The sequence below is a fragment of the Robertmurraya massiliosenegalensis JC6 genome (assembly GCF_000311725.1).
GTDB lineage: Bacteria > Bacillota > Bacilli > Bacillales > Cytobacillaceae > Robertmurraya > Robertmurraya massiliosenegalensis.
The window spans coordinates 1-17,274 of the sequence record NZ_HE978515.1; the positions used below are offsets into that span (position 1 = coordinate 1).

The window sequence follows — 17,274 nt, forward strand, 5'->3', positions numbered from 1 at the left end:
GCATAGCACATTTTGAATCTATAGAAATACACATATCTGTATACCTTTATTGTTGAATACACTTTGCACATTTCATGAAAAAAACACTACCGCAATTGCAATAGTGTTATCCTATGTTTTTAGCTAATTTTTTGTTTTTATTTTGTTCTAATTCAAATGCATCAAATAAATTAAATTTATCGTTTGTAAAAGGATTTGTGACAAAGGGTCTTTTTGAATTTTTTATTCTCCTAAATGCCTCATATAAGTGATTTTCGTCAATTGAATCATTTCCACTTTTGGCAGCGAAAGCTGTAGCTTCAACTAGGATTTTATTAACATAATACGGATTTCCATTAGTAGCATAAAACATCTTATCGGACAATTTCTTATCTGCAAGGTATGTTCTATTGTAAAAAGGAAGATCTTCGTCTACAGCCTTTAAGAATGTTCTAAATTCGATTTGTTCTTCTTTTGTTATATATTGGAATCCGTATATTTCTTCTTTATCAAGAAACCTTCTGTCTAGCTGTTCATTATGTTCAAAGATTCTTTTCGATTCTGGCATCCCACATAAAATAATTGGAACATTAGCGTCATCACTAAACTTCTTTATCCATTCAGATGCTTTCCTCAATACAGTTCTTGTATCACGATCAATTAAATGTTGAAACTCATCGATAATAATTAATTCAACTTTACATACTTTAATAAAATGTAGAAGTCTATCGGTTTGAGAAATTTCCGTACCCTTGTCATATGCAGGGTCCCCAAGAGAACTTAATAGACTAGATGCAACCGATTTTGGGGTTGCTCCAACAGGGACCTTATTATAAAGTATTGGTACAATTGTAATCCCATCTATAATCTCTCGTTGAAATCGTTCAGTATACTCTTCTAATACAGTGGATTTTCCTACACCCGTTTCACCGTATAAGAATAACGTTTCTGCTTGTAAGGAACCACTAGAATAAAAATGTAATTCTTCTATCCTGTTCATAATTTTTTGATATCTGGGATGTGAGACTATTATAGATTTTGTATGTTCTCTCCTACTTTTCACTTCAACAGGACTTGCAGGAAACCCATTTAATTTTGCAAATTTCTTATTTTCGCTCACATTACCCCACCTTTGGGCTAGTTTTTGTTTTTGTTTCCCAACTTGGTAGATCTTCAATATCAGTAATTTCATAATCCATATAAGAAATATCCTTATCCTGACTTTCATTTTTAGAATCATCTTTTTTATTCTTTGTATTTTTCGTTGGCTGTTCATTTTCTAAAATCGTTATATCATCATTACCCAAAGGTATATTCACATTTGTTTCTGTTTTTAAAACAGTTTCGGTAATGAATGAAGAACTTACTGTTTCATTTGGTTCATGACCTTTCTTCCATTTTGCTACTATTTTTTCATCTTGATCCTGAATAAGTTTTATACTTCTTTTAGAAATAGCTCGACTACGTGGGTTGAAAGTTTTTTTAATTTCTGATTTTCTTTTTGAATCTAATTCAAGCGTTACATAAGGAACTGGCAATGTCATATCTATCTTCTTTCTCTTGAATCCGGTTTCATCTGCAATTATATATCGATTGTTAAACGTGTTATAAACATAAACTTTCCTCATATCACTTAAATCAAATCTTACCCTTACTTTTTCATCTTTTCTGTTGTATTTCTCTAATTCATTCTTTAATTGCATTAGTTCCTTACTTTGATAATACTCATTTTCAATGACAACTCCAGTTTGCTGAATTTTCCTTAGTTCCGAACCACCCATAAGCATAATCTTTAGCGAATCTATACTTCTAGGGAGCTGCAATTCTAATCTTGAATTTGATGCTATGCCTTCTTTCCAAATATTATGAGGAGAATTACCTCTTCTTGTATGATACTTATGTGAAACCATATCAACTATTGCAATATGTGCCATGTAGATAAAGCCTTGTATTGTGATACAAGCTTTTCCCATAGAGTCATATCTACCTTTTTCCATAATATTAGATAATGTCGTTCCCTTTAAATCATGAATAAACTTTGTATTTAATTCTCTGAATGCCCTTTCAATAGTACCTTTCTGGTACCCAGAATCAATGGTGCAAAATTGAACCTCCTTCACCCCTACCTGATAACACGCTTCTTCAAATTCATATGAATCATTAACAGTCGAATTATCAACAACAATTGTATGAGGAATTCCATGTGCAACCCACTTGTTTTGAACAAGTGGATATAGGTCTTCAATATAGGTTTTAGGCATTATGACATGAATTAAACATTGCTTTAAGGCATTGCTATCAACTGGATTAAATGTAATAAAAAATCCTAATGGTTCACCAGAATACTTATCAATAGCATATATTAGATTTGGTCTTTTAGGTTTTAAATCTGTTGGATCTATTAACATTACGTCCACAGTTGTCCAATCTATTTCTACTCGTTGTAATGGACGTGTAGCTAATACTTCTTCCTTGGCCCCATCTCTTTTTAATTTTGCTAAAACTGTTCCATACTTTTCTTTGTCTAATCTATATATATCAATTAGTTCCTCTTTTCTTCTTCTCACTGTCGCTGGAGATATATATTCTAGTTTTTCATTTGCCTCTACTGCCTCTTTATTCTCCTCATCTATTAAACAGGTTAATTCAGAATGTATATCTTCTAATGTAACCTTTCCATCACTATATACACAATTCTCAATTGCTTCATTTAATAATTTTAAAACCCGTTTCTTTGTTCTAGAGCCTTTAGGTCCTGGTTTTTTTGGAACTAGCGAACGTATATCTTCATTTCTTTCCCAGTCTTTTTTCCAGTCATAAAAAGTAGATTTACCAACCTTACGTTCTAATGATTTTAAATACTCATTTATTTCACTTGGTAATACCTCTCCCTTTATTACCGGTTCTAAAATTCTAAAACGTTCTAATGCTTCACTTTTTGATGACTCATCTAGGTCGTCTAAATTATGTATTATTAAGAGATTTTCATTTTCCTTCTCATTATTTACCCTAAAGAGCAATGAACCATTCCACCATAAATTAAGCAATTCCTGTTTTCGAATAATCTCTATCTTCTTATAATTCAAATTTTCTACTTCATAATCTAATTCCAAATCACGACGAACCATATATTCTTTATCATTTATCATAAACTTAGTACCAACTTCAAAATAATAACCAGCCATATCTATCCTTGCATCCTTTCAACAATGATATTTTCATTTATTTCATTATTAACTAGGTCAGTATAAATTTCTTTAGTATAAATTAAATAATAAAGATTACACTCAAAAACTGCTTCATCAATATCATTGCATGCTAGTTTTAATTGATGAATAGATGCTTTTTCGCCCAATTCAATTAATTTTCTACGTATTTCATACATTACTCTTTTCCTAATTGAATCCTCACGTACCTCAGAAAGTATATCTAGATTTTCAATTAAATAACCTTGTCTAATATCTTCTTCCGTCACAACAACGTACTTCATGTTATTTTCCGAACAATATTTCTGCCCCACTTGAAACTTAAGTACATTTTGTTCATTTTTACTTTTTTCAAATGCTTTAACTTCAAAAATATAGTCTTTATAATCATTTTTCCGAACTAGGAAATCAGGATAATATTTTCGCTTTTTTCCTTTGTATGCAAAATCTATTCTAACTGGTTGAAACTCAAAATATATAACGGTCGGGTCAAAGTCTAATAGCTTAATGAAATCTCTTTCTAAAGTGCTTTCCCAAGGAATCATTCTACGCATTTTTGTGCTACGGTGTTTTCCTCTTATGCTTAATTTATTGCTCGCTTTAATTTTTCTTGAACCATTCATTTCCAATTCTCCTTACATAGTTTATTTATACAAGGCAAAACTAGGAAAAAATAATAGGTGGTAATATCATGCTTATATATCCTAAGCCTTATGCACATGAAACATTACTTAGCTTTGTTTATCGGGTTGCTCAACAAAATTTAATGGATCCCAGCTGGATTTTTCACATTCTTGAGAACCGCTATTCGATTAAACTTATCAAAAATATGGTTAATTGGCTTAATGGTGAAGAACTGGAGGCCTTAGCTAACTTTTTAAGGTTACCTATTGAACAAGCAATAGCATTATCAATTTCTTTTGATCTTGAAAGGATTGGACTAGGAGTAAGGAATGTTAAGAAAAATCCATGGTTTTTGTATGATAAAACTAGATTTTGTCCTATTTGTCTTGATGAGGATAGTTTTCAAAGGAAAATTTGGATCAGCAGCCATTCAATTATATGTTTGGAACATAAGAGATTTTTAATAGACAAATGCACAAATTGTCATAATATTATAAATACTAGAGACATTATACAAAATATTTGCCCAAAATGTAACAAGTTTCTTTCATTTTCACAAAATAACTTCGTAAAAAATAATAGTCTTATTCAATACCAAAAATTATTAAATAATATCTACTTAAAAAATAGTTTTGAATATGAGCATTCATGGATTAATAATTCAGCTACTTTTCTAAACGCATTAGATTTTTTATCTATTTGGGCTGCAAAGCTTGTTAAACCTGATAACCTCTCTATTCATGATAGTAATATCTTCTATAAAGGGAGTATATTGGAAAGAAATCATTTGAAAAACTATAGAACACTTGAACAGTCAATTTGTATATATAACTTCGTATTCAACATCATTAAGAACTGGCCAACAGCTTTCTATCAATTTCTTGAAATGGCAGAAGAAAATAATGAACAGGCCTTCTTTAGCTTCTTAAAATATGGAATAACAAAATTGATAGGAACTGATTTGTGGCCAATTTCAAAGGAAGTTACAAATTTCATTTCTAAGAACAGGATTAAATTAAAAGGTGATCAATTTATCAGGTCGGACGAGATAAAATATATAAATACTAAATTTAACGGTGGAATTATTTATTCAGAAGTTATTAATTCAGAACCATATTTTTATAAGGGCTTAAAGTTCAACATAATCGAAAAAAGTGAGGTCGATAAACTCCTAGATGAATTTGAGAATAGTTATACGAAAGAGGAAATAATGACCCATTGGGGATTAAGTTCTAAGGCAGCATTTAATATCTTGAATAGTAACCTAATCGAGGGAACTCATTGTTATAAAATTGGTTCTGCGAGTACTTGGATAATACCAATTAAGTCAATAAATAGCATTGAGTCAAAGCTGGAAGAAAGTGATAGCCAACATGTAAAATTGCCAATATCTTTAGGCAACTCATTTCAATGGGCTGGTCCACACCATGCAGCATTAATCTTAAGAGGAATGCTATCGGGCAAAATTAAATTTAAATTGAACGGACCAAAACTAACCAATACGTTAATAGATAAGCGAGATTGTTATTTTTACTTAAAAGAAATTATTATTAATCAAAGCTTTAATAGCGGATCAATAAACATTCGGGATATAATTTTCATCTTAGGAATAAAGAAATCAGATGTAATATATTGGCTAGAAACTGGACGATTAGGTGAATTCAGCAATACTACTGATTATGTTTACCTACCAGTTAACAACTTTCTAACATTTTTAAATCATTATATAACAACTTTCGAATTATCAATTGAATTGAATCTTCATACAAAAAAAATTCTCAAACAGCATAGTATGGGGAATTTGAATTCAATATCGGGGCCAGAATTAAATGATGGTAAAAGGTTATTGTTTTATAGAAAAGATATAAATTACAAAATTTTTAATAGACTACACTCTTTCTAAATGTATATCCATTTTTTACAATAGCATTCTCATTCTTTCCTTTATTATAGCTAAAGTCGAAAGTATTCAGATTTTATCAACAAATTACAAATATTCGTTTACTTTTTCTCAGCCTTGCTATATTATGTATTTAAATGCATTTATACTATATTCAGCTCCAATTCAAAGTAATTAAGTTGAATAGTTTAAAGACAAAACATAAAAATAAGAAAAATAGTTTAAAGACAAGAAAAATGAAAAGAAGTTAATTTAAAGATAAAGAAATTGAAAAGAGATAGCTAAAAGAGAATAGACATTGAAAAAAGAAAAAGAGTTTAGAGCAAAAATTAATGAATCGTATGGAATATAATTTTAAGTTGAATAGTTTTGGAAACTAAATAATCAAAAAAATATAGAGCTGACTATAAAAAAGTTTGTATAAGCGCTTATACTCCCGTACTAATTTATAGGGGGGTTTTGCAAATGAAAAGTGAAGTTCTTTCTCTAGTTCTTCAAGGCATGACTTTCGTTGTCATTCTATTTACTGCAATAATCGCACTAATAGCTTTAACTAAATAAATGATGTGAAGTTAGACAAAGGGATTCCGGACCCCTTTGTCTTTCTTGTTTTAAGTTCATTTTTAAATGGTTTTTAAATACAATAATAAGGACTTGGAAAGAAAACTAAATATTTATACTCAAGTTCCTAATTTCCTTATTCAACTAAAGCACCCTTTACTTTAAGAAGATTACTTCACAATCCTTTTCACCTCAAAAAACTCAATCCCTTAAATGTGTTGTCCATGCAAAAGTCGACTTCATATTAAAGAAAAGCGCACGATTGTGGAAGATTAACATTAAAGGGGCACAGTCTGGATAATGCGGATTTTCAACTATAAGTATTTTTTTGTTTTAAATACCTAATCAATTAGTTTATTTGTGTGACTTTAATTATAAACCAATTCATCGTTAGACTTAATCGTTAAGTTTCCTTTTGATAGCTTAATAGTAATATCAGATTTCTTTGCAATGTTCGGGTCATGAGTGACGACTATGACACACTTCCCTTCGTTATGTGCTAAGGTTTGCAGCAAATCCACGATTTCTTGAGCTGTATCCTCATCCAGGTTTCCCGTTGGTTCGTCAGCTACGATTAAATCAGCTTCACAGCATAAAGCTCGTGCAATGGATATACGCTGCTGCTGCCCCCCACTTAATGTCAAAACCTTTTGACGCGCTTGCTCTTCAGAGATTCCAACCCGCTGAAGCATGTCTAAGGCAAAATTCTTCTTGTTTTTTTGTCTCGAACCAGTAATCTCCATCGCCGTTAACACATTTTGCAAGGCTGTCATGTATGGGAGGAGATTATAAGATTGAAATACGATTGAAACAAATTTATTTCGAAACCTTGTTAGGCCGATTTTCTTTATATCTTTTCCTTCATACAGAACTGTTCCATCTTTTGGAATATCTAGTGCACTGGCAAGCGCGAGAAAAGTAGTCTTACCAGAACCGGAAGGGCCGATAATGGTATAAAAATTCCCTTTATGGAAGCTAACATTAATATTTTTAAGGATGTCATGTCTTTTTATACCAATAACTGATATTTTGAAATGCAAGCAGAGTAGTCATTTTTTATAACTCCTTACCTTATTTTTTGGAGATCTACTGCCTGGCTTACCTCATCACACCGGAACTTACTTTACAGTAAACCATTGGAAGCCAGACATTAGGTTTATTAATCCTGTTTTGTTAATATTGTTTTAGGCTGCAGCCGAAGGACGGATAAGGATGGCAAGAGTGCCGAAACAATTGCAATAAGTACTCCGATTATCATTAACAAACCTAAATCGTCTGCAGTAACTTGCACGTCAAGCTCATCAAGCATTTCTACTTGCTGGGTTTGGGCCTGTGAAGCCTGCATTCCTGGTCCAAATCCCATGCCTCTTCCTCTTCTAAAAGATTCAGGTGTATTCGTTTGTTCGGCCGATTCCATTTCCTGATTTAGCAACTGTTCTCCAAGTTGATTTGCTACGACATTTCCACTGGCTGTGGCGATTACAATGGATAGTACTGCGACCATCAAAATTTCGACAATAAATTGGCCGACAAGCTTCCATCTTTTTTCCCCTATTGCAAGCAGGACACCCATTTCATATTTTCTTTCCCGGATCGACATCATGACAATCAAACCTAAGATAATGGCTCCTGCAATGGAAACTAAATAAACGATATTATTCGAAAAATAGGCTACATTTTCAATTGGACCTACCATCTGTTGATACAGCTGATCATCTGCATCGAGATTAAATGTCTCAAAATCAATGCTGCTGTTTTCTTTTGCCTCATCAATAAAGCTCTGCATGTCAGCAGGATCATCAATATAGTAAATCGCACTGTCGATGGTTCCTTCATAATCGGAACCTTTGAATGCTGCTGCAACCGTATAAGGTACATATATCTTGTTATAAGGATTTAAGGCTGTGAAATTCATTGCCTGATCTGAACCTATCGAAGTAGTTTTATAGATACCAACAATCTCAAGGTCTAATGCGATTGAATTATCACTTGGATTTTTAACGGTTATCGTGTCACCGACCATTAAATCATTTTCCTCAGCCAATGTTTGTTCAATCATAGTTATATTCGTACCCATATCATCTTCTTTAATGTGGCTGCCTTCCACTATAGTCGAAGTACCATCCATAAATTCTGATACAGAATCGGTAAATACAACACCTTGCAGGCTTATATCCCCTTGAGCCATTCCTCCAGGCATACCTCTTACTAGCCCTTGGTTACTAGGAATTTCTTCTGAAGTCCCTGTTTCTGCTGTTTCATTTTCAATGGGTTCAAAACTGGAAGCTAGCCCTGTGGTTGCTGAATAAAAATTATAACCTTTGATTTGTCCGTATGATGTTAGTTCCTCGGCAGATTCAACAGGAATAGGAGTTACCTGAAACCGTGGCCGCTCTCCTCCAGATTGCTGGGCCATCATCTGTTCTCTTAATTTTTCTGTATCAACTTGAAGAGTGACATCTGCCCCTAGTTTTTGTCTTGCCAAATCTCCTGACTTTTCCTCAGCAGTCTGGATAGACAGGCCAGCAAGCACTAACACACATATAACCGAAAAAACAAAAATTTGCAGTAAGCTTTTGCCTTTTCGCGCATTTACACTTAATAAAGCACGTTTTAAAAAATTATTTTTTTCTCCTTTTAATAGATTGATAAAGTTTATTTTCCTTTATTTCCAAAAAACATTTCCTTTAGAATTCCAAAAACTTCTCAATCTCATATTCTTCATATTTCTCATCCAGCCAGGCTATATATTCTGTTTCCATCTTTGAATCAAATAAAGTTGTTTTAATCTCCTCTTTTACATCCTCATAAACTGCTTCTTTGGCTTCGATTTTATCTACAACTTTGATCACATGGTAACCATATTCAGTCTGAACCGGCTCACTGATTTCCCCAACCCCTAAAGAGAATGCGGCATCTTCAAACTCCTGGACCATTTCTCCCCGGCTGAAAAAGCCAAGATCCCCTCCTATTTCACTGTTTGATTCATCTGTCGAATATTCAGCGGCTAACTCACCAAAGTCCTCACCAGCTTCCAGCTTTTCAAGGACCTCCTTGGCAGTTGTCTCATCCTCCAATAAAATATGGCTTGCCTGAACTTGTTCAGCTTGTGCATAACTATCTTTATTTTCTTCAAAATAAGCAGTCATCTCTTCCTCTGTAATTTCAATTCTAGGTTCGAGCAGCTTATTTGTTGCTAAATACATCTCGATATTTTTTTCAATTGTGGAGACATCTACCCCACTGCTTGCAAGGATTTCTTCGAATGCCTCTTCTCCGCCATAAGAGTCAGCATTGGCCTTCATTTCTTCTTCAAGCTCCTTCTGTGTTACCTCGATATTTTCCTTTTCCATTTCTAATTCAATGATTTTATCTGTTATTAACATGTCTAGCGCATCCAACCCATATTGCGAAACGAGTAGATCATGGAGATCCTTCTCACTGATCTTTTCTCCATTCACACTTGCAACTTGGTCCCTTGGCACGAAAAATAGCACTACTACTAAAATGACTACTAAAATAGATCCTGTTATCCAATAGATTCGTTTCATCAATTTCTCCTTTATTCGTTTGATGATTGATTACTAGTTAATGTGACTTGAACTTTCATTAATATACCTTTTCTATATAATTCAATCTAAACTTCATCCCCTATAGAGACTTCGGTAAACAAATATTTGCGAAGATAGTTGAATCACTGATTGCTTCTCCTTCAATTGATACAACCTTTACCTTCTTCGAATAATTTCCTCTTCCTAATTCGACAACATGCTTCCTCATCGCAGAGATTGGTCTAGTGATGGTTTGTGCAACAATGACTTCTAAATCCCATTCTCCTGTGATGTTGAAACAGCAATCGTACGATCAACCGCACTCACAATCCCTTGAGTCACTTTCCTTGATAATTCAAGCGCGAGGGGATTAGATTTCGATATATTGCGGCTTTTATCATAAATAGATCTTGTCCCTTTCATAAATGCCCTCCTTTTTTTGTAATAGACTCTCGGCATTTGCCGAGCTTCGTGGTTTAAGGGTTTTCCTCAAACCAATTTATTTCATCCCTCCTATATTAGGTGGGATTTTTTAATGTTCATTTTTTTAAAAACTGGAAATTAATTATCAAAGTATTTTCTCGAATTCGACAAGAAACACTTGACTTTTCAAAAACACCACAATAATCGCCGGTGAAGGGATTATTTTCCCTTACTACTTGTGATTGAGGTGCCAAAATGAAACCAACGCTTATTGCACACGAAACTTATCAAAACTTCGTTCTAAATCAGTTAAATACCCATTATTCGGGTGGCATTCTTACCCTTGTTAATAAGGATTGGCCTGTAATTAAAAAGCTATGGATAACTGATCTTTCTTCAGTAACTACATGGCTTAGTGATTCCTTTTCTAAAAAGGGACCAAAGCCTCGTGACCCTGCCTCTATGATGCGTTCTTATCTGCTTTCCCTATTTGTTCAACCTACTAAAGGTATTACTCACTGGGTTGATCAACTCCGTCGCGTTCCGTTATATGCCATTCTTAGCGGATTTGAACCTGGTCTCACACCAGGTGTTGGAACATTTGAAGACTTTTTTAAACGTTTATGGGCCTTCGAAAACCCGAATGTTTTACCGAAGGTCAAACCCAAGAAGAAAAAGACAAAAAAGAAAAAGAAGACTAAAAAGGGTGCAAAAGCTGAACCCAAGAATCCTGGAATTGTTCGTAAACTCGTTGATCGGGCTATTCGTTATGGTTCTAAACAGAAACAACTGCCAGGAGATCGATTATTCGAGTTTTTTCAATCTCAATTTCTTGAAGTTTCAGCAAGACTTGGCCTTCTTGGAGATCCAAAAGCTCTTGGTGTTGTTGGAGATGGGACACCAGTAGAGACAGCTAGATACCCGAGAAGTAAATCAACATGTAATTGTAGTGCCCAAGGACTAACGAACTGCACTCATCCACGCAAGTATTCACAACCTGACATCGACTCAGGCTGGGATAGTTCGAGGGAAAAGTACTTCAACGGATATCATCTCTACATGTTATCCACTAGCGATAGCCAATACGACCTACCGCTATATCCACGGCTGCATCCTGCTTCCCGGCATGATTCAGTCAGCCTAGTGGCAAGTTCAATAGAATTTTCGCAACGGTACACCTTGGGCACGATTGATAAAATTCTTCTCGATGCCGCACATGATGCTGAGTCCATTTATGAGCTACTTGAGCATCAAAATGTGGAGCCATTCATCGATTTAAATGTTCGAACGAAGAAGAACTTTAGTACGGAAAGTGATATTCAAATATCACCAACAGGTGTTCCAATTTGCCCGATAGGGAAAGAGATGAAACCCAACGGGTTTGATCAGTCTCAGAATCGGCAAAAATGGCGTTGTCCACTTGCTTGTGGAACGAAAAACACATGCCCAACACCGTGTTCAAAAGCGAAATATGGTCGCACTTTCCATACATTTAGAGAAGATAATCTACGATTATTTACTAAAACACCAAGGTCCTCTGAAAAATGGAAACTTATTTATAAGCGAAGAACCTCTGTTGAACGTTCCAACAAAAGAGAAAAAATAGATTATCACTTAGAATCTGGACGCCACCGGTCAACAAAAATGTGGTACATTCGCCTATACGCCATAATGATGTGTCAGCACATCGATGCTTGGTACAGCAGTCAGAAAGAGCAGTTAAATATTGAAGAAATCATCTTTCCTAAAGCCGCCTAGTCAATTTTAAAAAAATAATGGCAATAGGTTTTTTTGTCATGCACATTTTTGAAAATACAATGAAAATAATGAGTGAGCAGGCCATTCCAATCCAATTTCCAGTAATTTTGTTCATTTCACCCGGAAAAATTGTTGTTTATTCCGAGACCCTATTGTATTATATTAATCTTGGTTTAGCCCTGAAATATGGCTTTTATATGCCTTACAAATCATACTTTAAAGGCTAAATGTGTCAGGAAGATGTCAAAGAAATCTACCTAAGCCTTTTTTATCTACAGTAATAGACTATTTTTTTCGCACAAAAAAACTACTGACCGAAATCAGTAGTTTTATCACTTTATCATTTTGGCAATACAATTCTAAAAGTTGTTCCAGCTGGAGAGCTATCGATTAACATCAGATTGCCATCAAGTGATTGTGCAATCATCTTGCTAAATGGCAAACCAAGTCCTAGTCCTCTCACTTTATACTTTTTTCCTTGTCCTCGGAAAAACTTCTCAAAAATAAGGGCTTGCTCTTCTTTTGGAATTCCTCCCCCTGTATCCTTAATATCGATGGTTATTTGATTAGAGGTTTCCGTAAGAATTAAGTCAATTTTACCAGCACTTTCGATGGCAGCTTTGGCATTATTAAGAAGGTTCGTAATAATTTGCTGAAGACGTAGCGGATCTACGCTAATAACCTGCTGTTTAGCAAGCGTAGTTACGGATACCTCTATATTCGTGTCTCCCTGAACAAGTTTCCATTGATGTATAATATCAAGTAATAGCTCATTGATGTCATGCCTTTCCTTTGAAACTGGTATTGCATTTGCAGCAAATGAATTGAAAGCTAAAAGATCCTCCACCATCTTTTTCATTTTCGCCGTTTCATTTATGGATAGAGCTAAAAATTCTTTTGCATCTTCCCCTGTCACGACATCATCATTAAGTGCCTGTAGTAGCCCACTAATTGATGTGACCGGTGTTTTTAATTCATGCGTCACCCCCGCCAGCATTTCTGTACGGAGTGACTCCAGTTTTTGGAGGCGTTCTGTCATATCCTTGAAAGACTGAACAAGCTCAAATACTTCCTGCTCTTTAATATCATCAGGCAGATTAATATTATAATCTCCAGCTTGAACCTGTTTAGCAGCTCTTGCCACATCTTTAATCGGATTCGATAGCCTGCGAGATAGAAAATAAATCGCCGCCCAGCCCAGCAAGGCAAGACTAATGATCATAACTGCTAACTGCCGGTATTCTTGTTTTACCTGAGTTAAATTATCTTCTAATTCAAAAATAACAACCCATCCCAAAGTGACATCCTGTGACACGATCGGTGTCTTAACTACATAGAAATCTGTCTTCTCATCTTCTAATTTTAGTTTTAGAACATCCTCTTCCTCATCTAGAACAGCTGGAGGAAACTGCCGTAACAGCCGATTCCGCGGACGGTTGCTAGAGAGAATGGTACCAGACGCATCAATGATATAAATAGAAGGGTCACTTTCTATATTCATAAATCTTCCGCGGTCAGTTAAAAATCCCGGCACATCCCCTCTCGGAATCGGTCTTCCTTCACTTAAATTCACAAATCGATCCGCAATTTCCTCTGCCATCAGCCTTGTCATGTTTAATCGGTGCTCAAGCGTTGTATGCTTGATCCATGAAGCGGATATCACCGCTATAACGACAAGTCCAATACAGAGGGTGATTAAATAACGGCTTGTCCAATAGCGGAGCAGCGATATTCTTTTATTATTTTTGATAGACACAAAATTGATACCCCAATCCTCGAAGTGTTTTAATTTCTCCCTCTGAGAGAGGCCAATCCCGAAGCGATTTCCTTAGTCTTTTAATCGATAAATCAACCGCCCGGTCACTGCCCTCATACTCCCAACCCCACACATGCTCTATTAACTGGTCCCTTGTAAAAGTCTGATTCGGATTTTCTGCCAAAAACAAAAGCAAAGATAAGTCACGCGGCGTTAATTCAATTTCTCTACCATTAATTGTTACTCTATGAGAATTGAGATTGATTTGCAATTGTCCAAATTTTCTTGCTGGACCATCATCTATTTGTGCGCGTCTTAAAACTGCATTGACACGCGCCACCACCTCATCAGCTATAAATGGTTTTGGAATATAATCATCTGCACCTCCATTCAACCCGGTCAGCCGATAATGAACATCACCCAAGGCCGTTAGCATAATTACGGGACATGCACTTGTTTGGCGAATTTCTTTTAAAACCGCCCAGCCATCTTTACCAGGTAGCATCACATCTAATAAAACAAGCGCTGGTTTATGAAGGCAGAATTTTTCTATTGCTTCATTTCCTTCAAAAGCCTGTACCGTCTTGAAATTTGCTTTTTGCAAATAAACCTTCAGCACCTGGCTAATAGGAACTTCATCTTCAACAATTAAAATCGTTTTCACGGTCTCATCTCCCTGCATTAATAACTTAATACAGCAATTTAAACTGAATATATGATACTCTTACAACTGGCTAATGTCTATATAAAGATAGCATTGAAATAAGTCAGCTTGATGTCAGTGAAATAAAATCCTGCAAATAAATAGCTTACGATGTTCGGCCTCATAAAAAAACTGGGCAAAACCGTAGCAGTTTCAGATATCTATCATAAAACATAAAAATATAAATGAAATAGTCCATCAAATTGTAATTAATTTTGATGGACTATTTTGCTGGTTATGCGGCATTGTGCTACTATTAGTGACTATATTAATATTCTAATTTGGGGTGCCACCAGCAAAATGCGTTTTGTTGGTGGCCAAAAACCAACGGTAAGCTACATTCGTTTCAATTTCCTTGATTGTTTGTCTCATTGAACGTATGCCAAATCATAATGAATAAATATCCTTTTAATCAGAACAACCTGCATCAATACTTGAACGACCTAATGTTGAATAAAGGTTTTCAACCAATGGGTATATGAAGGAGAAATCAATTGCAGCTTCAAGCTTTCTCACATGGAGATCCTATGGTACGACTTGATCATTTCCAATTGTTCTCTTTCTACGCTATTGTTTCTCGACATATTTTCCAACCACCCTAATATTCTCTAATAACATTGTAAAATAAAAAGGACTGTAGGCAAACTCAAGAATTATCGAGTTTGTCTACAGCCTGAAAAGACCTTCTAAGGTCTTTATCTACTTTTTACAAGTAATTCAACTGCTTCTTTTACAAGTTCCTCTGTGCTTTCCCCTTTTTCATCCGCGTTACGTACACATGCAACCAAGTTAGAGCTAACCACTACTCCAATTGTTCGATCAATAGCTGTACGAGCTGCGGAAAGTTGAGTAATAACGTCTTTACAATCTTTATTTTCTTCCATCATTCGTAAAATACCGCGTAATTGTCCTTCGATACGTTTTATGCGGTTCTTTATTTTCTCATCGTAATCCATGTAAATTCCCCCCTTTGATCGTAGGTTTGATGATTCCCTATTTTACTGCTAATTCTTCGATAAATTTCTGAGAATCACTCACTGTATATCCAGTCACTTGGAATCCTTTGCGTCTTAAGATTCGGATAGCTACGTTTTTTTCAAGTCTATTTAAAGCCACAACATGAACCTTCTTATCTGGTATCTCATAACAATACCTTTCCAAATAGGCAACAGGAATATTAATAGATTTCTCGATTACATCTTTGTATGATATATTGTAGTCTCTTACATCTATGACCTCAACATCCGTAAAATTAACTTTTAATATATCTTCACAGTGTATACCAGCTACAGGGAAATACCTCTTATATAATTCCCATAGTATAAATAGTATCAAAAGTAAAAACAATATCAATAGCTTAACAACCCCTTAAGGCAATAAATTAAGGAAACACTGTAGAATTATTATATACCCATATGGGTATATTGTCAATCACCCAACTCACCTTGTGTTTAAAGTAGAAACTATTTTTTCAAAATATAAAAAACCCGCCGTTTAGGCGAGTCGAAAAAATTAAAATGCTATAAATCGATAACCGATACCTCTGACCGATTCAATGATTTCTCCGTCAGTTATGTGCACCTTAAACTTTTCGCGGAGTTTTAAAATATGAACGTCAATCGTTCGTTCCGAAACAATCTTATCATCGGTTGGATATAATTCATCCAAGATTTGGTGACGCGTCAATGTTTGGTTTGGGTGTCTCATCAGAAAGTAAAGAAGGCGGAATTCATGCAGAGTTAATGAAATCTCATGTCCTTGATATCTTACTTCTCCTTTTAATGGCTTTAGGACAATACCTCGATACGATATTTTACTACAACGATGGGCCGTTCTTCTTAAGACCGTTTCAACCCGTGCAATCAGCTCCTCATGACGGAAGGGCTTACGTATAAAGTCGTCAGCTCCTAATCGTAAAGCTTTAACAGTAGCCATTTCATCAGTAAGACCAGATACAACCATGAGTGGTATTTCACTTTTTTGTTCTTTTCTGATCCACTTACAAAGGTCATATCCACTTCTATCTGGTAAAAGGAGCTCACTGATACAAAAGCATGGGTCAAAGGTCAAAAAATAGTCTTTTGCTGTTTTATAAGAAGTAGCCCCAAGAACATCAAATCCTGCATCCTCTAATTGTTTCCTTATCGTATCTCGGATTTGCTCATCACTATCTACAATCAATATTGATTTTCCTCGTTTATTCAAAACTCTCACCACATTTATTCTACACTATTTATTAGCTCTGTCATCAATTCCTTATCCATTGGTCCAACGATTTTCTTACGAATAATTCCATTTGAATCTATAATATAGCTTGTTGGTATTGTATATGCTTGGTACGTATCCCCTCCGAGATCCCCTTCTTTATCCAAAGGAATTGGAAATGTTAATCCATATTCCTCAACGAACTTTCCTATTTCCGAAGTATCCTTCTCCAAAGTTGTTAGATTTACCGCAATTACTTCTACTCCATTTTTAGCTTGTTCCTCGTAAAAATCCTGCATATGGGGCATTTCTGCTTTACAAGGAGGACACCATGTTGCCCAAAAGTTTAAAATCACTTTTTTTCCAACCATATCTGAAAGTTTAAGTTGTTCCCCTTTTAATGTCTTTAATTCAAAATCCGGAGCTTTATTACCTTCTTCAATCCCTACCTCAATATCCTCTGATACCTCTTCTGTTTTCTTCGCTTTTTCCGCATCCGCTTTTGAAAATTGGGTATCATAAATTGCCCAACCTACCAGACCTACTAATCCTAAAATAATGATTATATTTCGTATCATATGTGATCACCTCTCATTAAAAAAATGTAA

At 35.0% G+C, this 17,274-nt stretch carries 14 protein-coding genes and 2 pseudogenes; 2 read left to right on the forward strand and 14 right to left on the reverse strand.

The features are described from left to right. Positions 1-106: 106 nt before the first annotated feature. The 3 genes from BMSHG_RS16325 to BMSHG_RS27165 are packed head-to-tail and all read right to left on the reverse strand — an operon-like array spanning position 107 to position 3,808. On the reverse strand, positions 107-1,099 hold the full coding sequence (locus BMSHG_RS16325) for a TniB family NTP-binding protein (RefSeq protein WP_019155531.1): 993 nt from the start codon (positions 1,097-1,099) through the stop codon (positions 107-109). Position 1,100: 1 nt separating this feature from the next. Then, positions 1,101-3,164 carry a Mu transposase C-terminal domain-containing protein gene (locus tag BMSHG_RS16330; protein WP_019155532.1) on the reverse strand — a complete coding sequence of 688 codons (2,064 nt, stop codon included), beginning with the start codon at positions 3,162-3,164 and terminating at the stop codon, positions 1,101-1,103. A 2-nt stretch (positions 3,165-3,166) separates the two neighbouring features. Then, positions 3,167-3,808: a TnsA endonuclease N-terminal domain-containing protein gene (locus BMSHG_RS27165; RefSeq protein ID WP_019155533.1), complete on the reverse strand. Its 642-nt coding sequence runs from the start codon at positions 3,806-3,808 to the stop codon at positions 3,167-3,169. Between the two features lie 68 nt (positions 3,809-3,876). Between BMSHG_RS27165 and BMSHG_RS16340 the strand changes: the two genes are divergently transcribed. Further along, positions 3,877-5,712, forward strand: a complete 1,836-nt coding sequence (locus BMSHG_RS16340) for a TniQ family protein (protein WP_019155534.1) — start codon at positions 3,877-3,879, stop codon at positions 5,710-5,712. 926 nt (positions 5,713-6,638) lie between these two features. On the opposite strand, the pseudogene BMSHG_RS26420 reads toward BMSHG_RS16340, so the two are convergent. The 4 genes and pseudogenes from BMSHG_RS26420 to BMSHG_RS28285 form a co-directional block, all read right to left on the reverse strand. Then, positions 6,639-7,323 (reverse strand): annotated as a pseudogene (locus BMSHG_RS26420) (ABC transporter ATP-binding protein). 106 nt (positions 7,324-7,429) lie between these two features. Further along, a complete protein-coding gene (locus BMSHG_RS16355) occupies positions 7,430-8,920 on the reverse strand; it encodes an ABC transporter permease (RefSeq protein ID WP_026073491.1) in 1,491 nt (496 codons plus the stop codon). 37 nt (positions 8,921-8,957) lie between these two features. Next, positions 8,958-9,821, reverse strand: a complete 864-nt coding sequence (locus tag BMSHG_RS16360; protein ID WP_019155537.1) for a peptidylprolyl isomerase — start codon at positions 9,819-9,821, stop codon at positions 8,958-8,960. A gap of 270 nt (positions 9,822-10,091) precedes the next feature. After that, complete coding sequence (locus tag BMSHG_RS28285; RefSeq protein ID WP_235776420.1) at positions 10,092-10,244, reverse strand: hypothetical protein; 153 nt, start codon at positions 10,242-10,244, stop codon at positions 10,092-10,094. A 255-nt stretch (positions 10,245-10,499) separates the two neighbouring features. On the opposite strand from BMSHG_RS28285, the gene BMSHG_RS16370 reads away from it, so the two are divergent. Next, positions 10,500-12,002 carry a transposase gene (locus tag BMSHG_RS16370; RefSeq protein WP_019155538.1) on the forward strand — a complete coding sequence of 501 codons (1,503 nt, stop codon included), beginning with the start codon at positions 10,500-10,502 and terminating at the stop codon, positions 12,000-12,002. Between the two features lie 340 nt (positions 12,003-12,342). Here the strand turns inward: BMSHG_RS16370 and BMSHG_RS16380 are convergent, their stop codons facing one another. From BMSHG_RS16380 to BMSHG_RS16405, 7 genes and pseudogenes are all read right to left on the reverse strand, one after another. Next, positions 12,343-13,758 (reverse strand): HAMP domain-containing sensor histidine kinase, encoded by a 1,416-nt coding sequence (locus tag BMSHG_RS16380; RefSeq protein ID WP_019155540.1) that lies wholly within the window; start codon positions 13,756-13,758, stop codon positions 12,343-12,345. Further along, a complete protein-coding gene (locus BMSHG_RS16385; protein WP_019155541.1) occupies positions 13,742-14,422 on the reverse strand; it encodes a response regulator transcription factor in 681 nt (226 codons plus the stop codon). The genes BMSHG_RS16380 and BMSHG_RS16385 overlap by 17 nt, the downstream gene beginning before the upstream one ends. A gap of 357 nt (positions 14,423-14,779) precedes the next feature. Further along, positions 14,780-15,006, reverse strand: a pseudogene (locus BMSHG_RS27685) (transposase); the annotation flags it as partial. Positions 15,007-15,156: 150 nt separating this feature from the next. Continuing rightward, positions 15,157-15,417: a metal-sensitive transcriptional regulator gene (locus BMSHG_RS16390; protein ID WP_019155542.1), complete on the reverse strand. Its 261-nt coding sequence runs from the start codon at positions 15,415-15,417 to the stop codon at positions 15,157-15,159. Between the two features lie 37 nt (positions 15,418-15,454). Further along, the gene (locus BMSHG_RS16395) at positions 15,455-15,814 is read right to left on the reverse strand and encodes a rhodanese-like domain-containing protein (RefSeq protein WP_019155543.1); all 360 of its coding nucleotides are present in this window, start codon (positions 15,812-15,814) and stop codon (positions 15,455-15,457) included. A gap of 159 nt (positions 15,815-15,973) precedes the next feature. Continuing rightward, positions 15,974-16,675 (reverse strand): response regulator transcription factor, encoded by a 702-nt coding sequence (locus BMSHG_RS16400; protein WP_235776403.1) that lies wholly within the window; start codon positions 16,673-16,675, stop codon positions 15,974-15,976. 5 nt (positions 16,676-16,680) lie between these two features. After that, positions 16,681-17,244, reverse strand: coding sequence for a redoxin domain-containing protein (locus BMSHG_RS16405; protein WP_019155545.1), 564 nt, complete (start codon positions 17,242-17,244; stop codon positions 16,681-16,683). Positions 17,245-17,274 lie beyond the last annotated feature (30 nt).

Coding starts and splice junctions, on each gene's coding strand:
- BMSHG_RS27165 (WP_019155533.1), bottom strand. CDS start 3,808: ATGAATGGTTCAAGAAAAATTAAAGCGAGCAATAAATTAAGCATAAGA.
- BMSHG_RS16405 (WP_019155545.1), bottom strand. CDS start 17,244: ATGATACGAAATATAATCATTATTTTAGGATTAGTAGGTCTGGTAGGT.
- BMSHG_RS16370 (WP_019155538.1), top strand. CDS start 10,500: ATGAAACCAACGCTTATTGCACACGAAACTTATCAAAACTTCGTTCTA.
- BMSHG_RS16340 (WP_019155534.1), top strand. CDS start 3,877: ATGCTTATATATCCTAAGCCTTATGCACATGAAACATTACTTAGCTTT.
- BMSHG_RS16330 (WP_019155532.1), bottom strand. CDS start 3,164: ATGGCTGGTTATTATTTTGAAGTTGGTACTAAGTTTATGATAAATGAT.
- BMSHG_RS28285 (WP_235776420.1), bottom strand. CDS start 10,244: ATGAAAGGGACAAGATCTATTTATGATAAAAGCCGCAATATATCGAAA.
- BMSHG_RS16390 (WP_019155542.1), bottom strand. CDS start 15,417: ATGGATTACGATGAGAAAATAAAGAACCGCATAAAACGTATCGAAGGA.
- BMSHG_RS16360 (WP_019155537.1), bottom strand. CDS start 9,821: ATGAAACGAATCTATTGGATAACAGGATCTATTTTAGTAGTCATTTTA.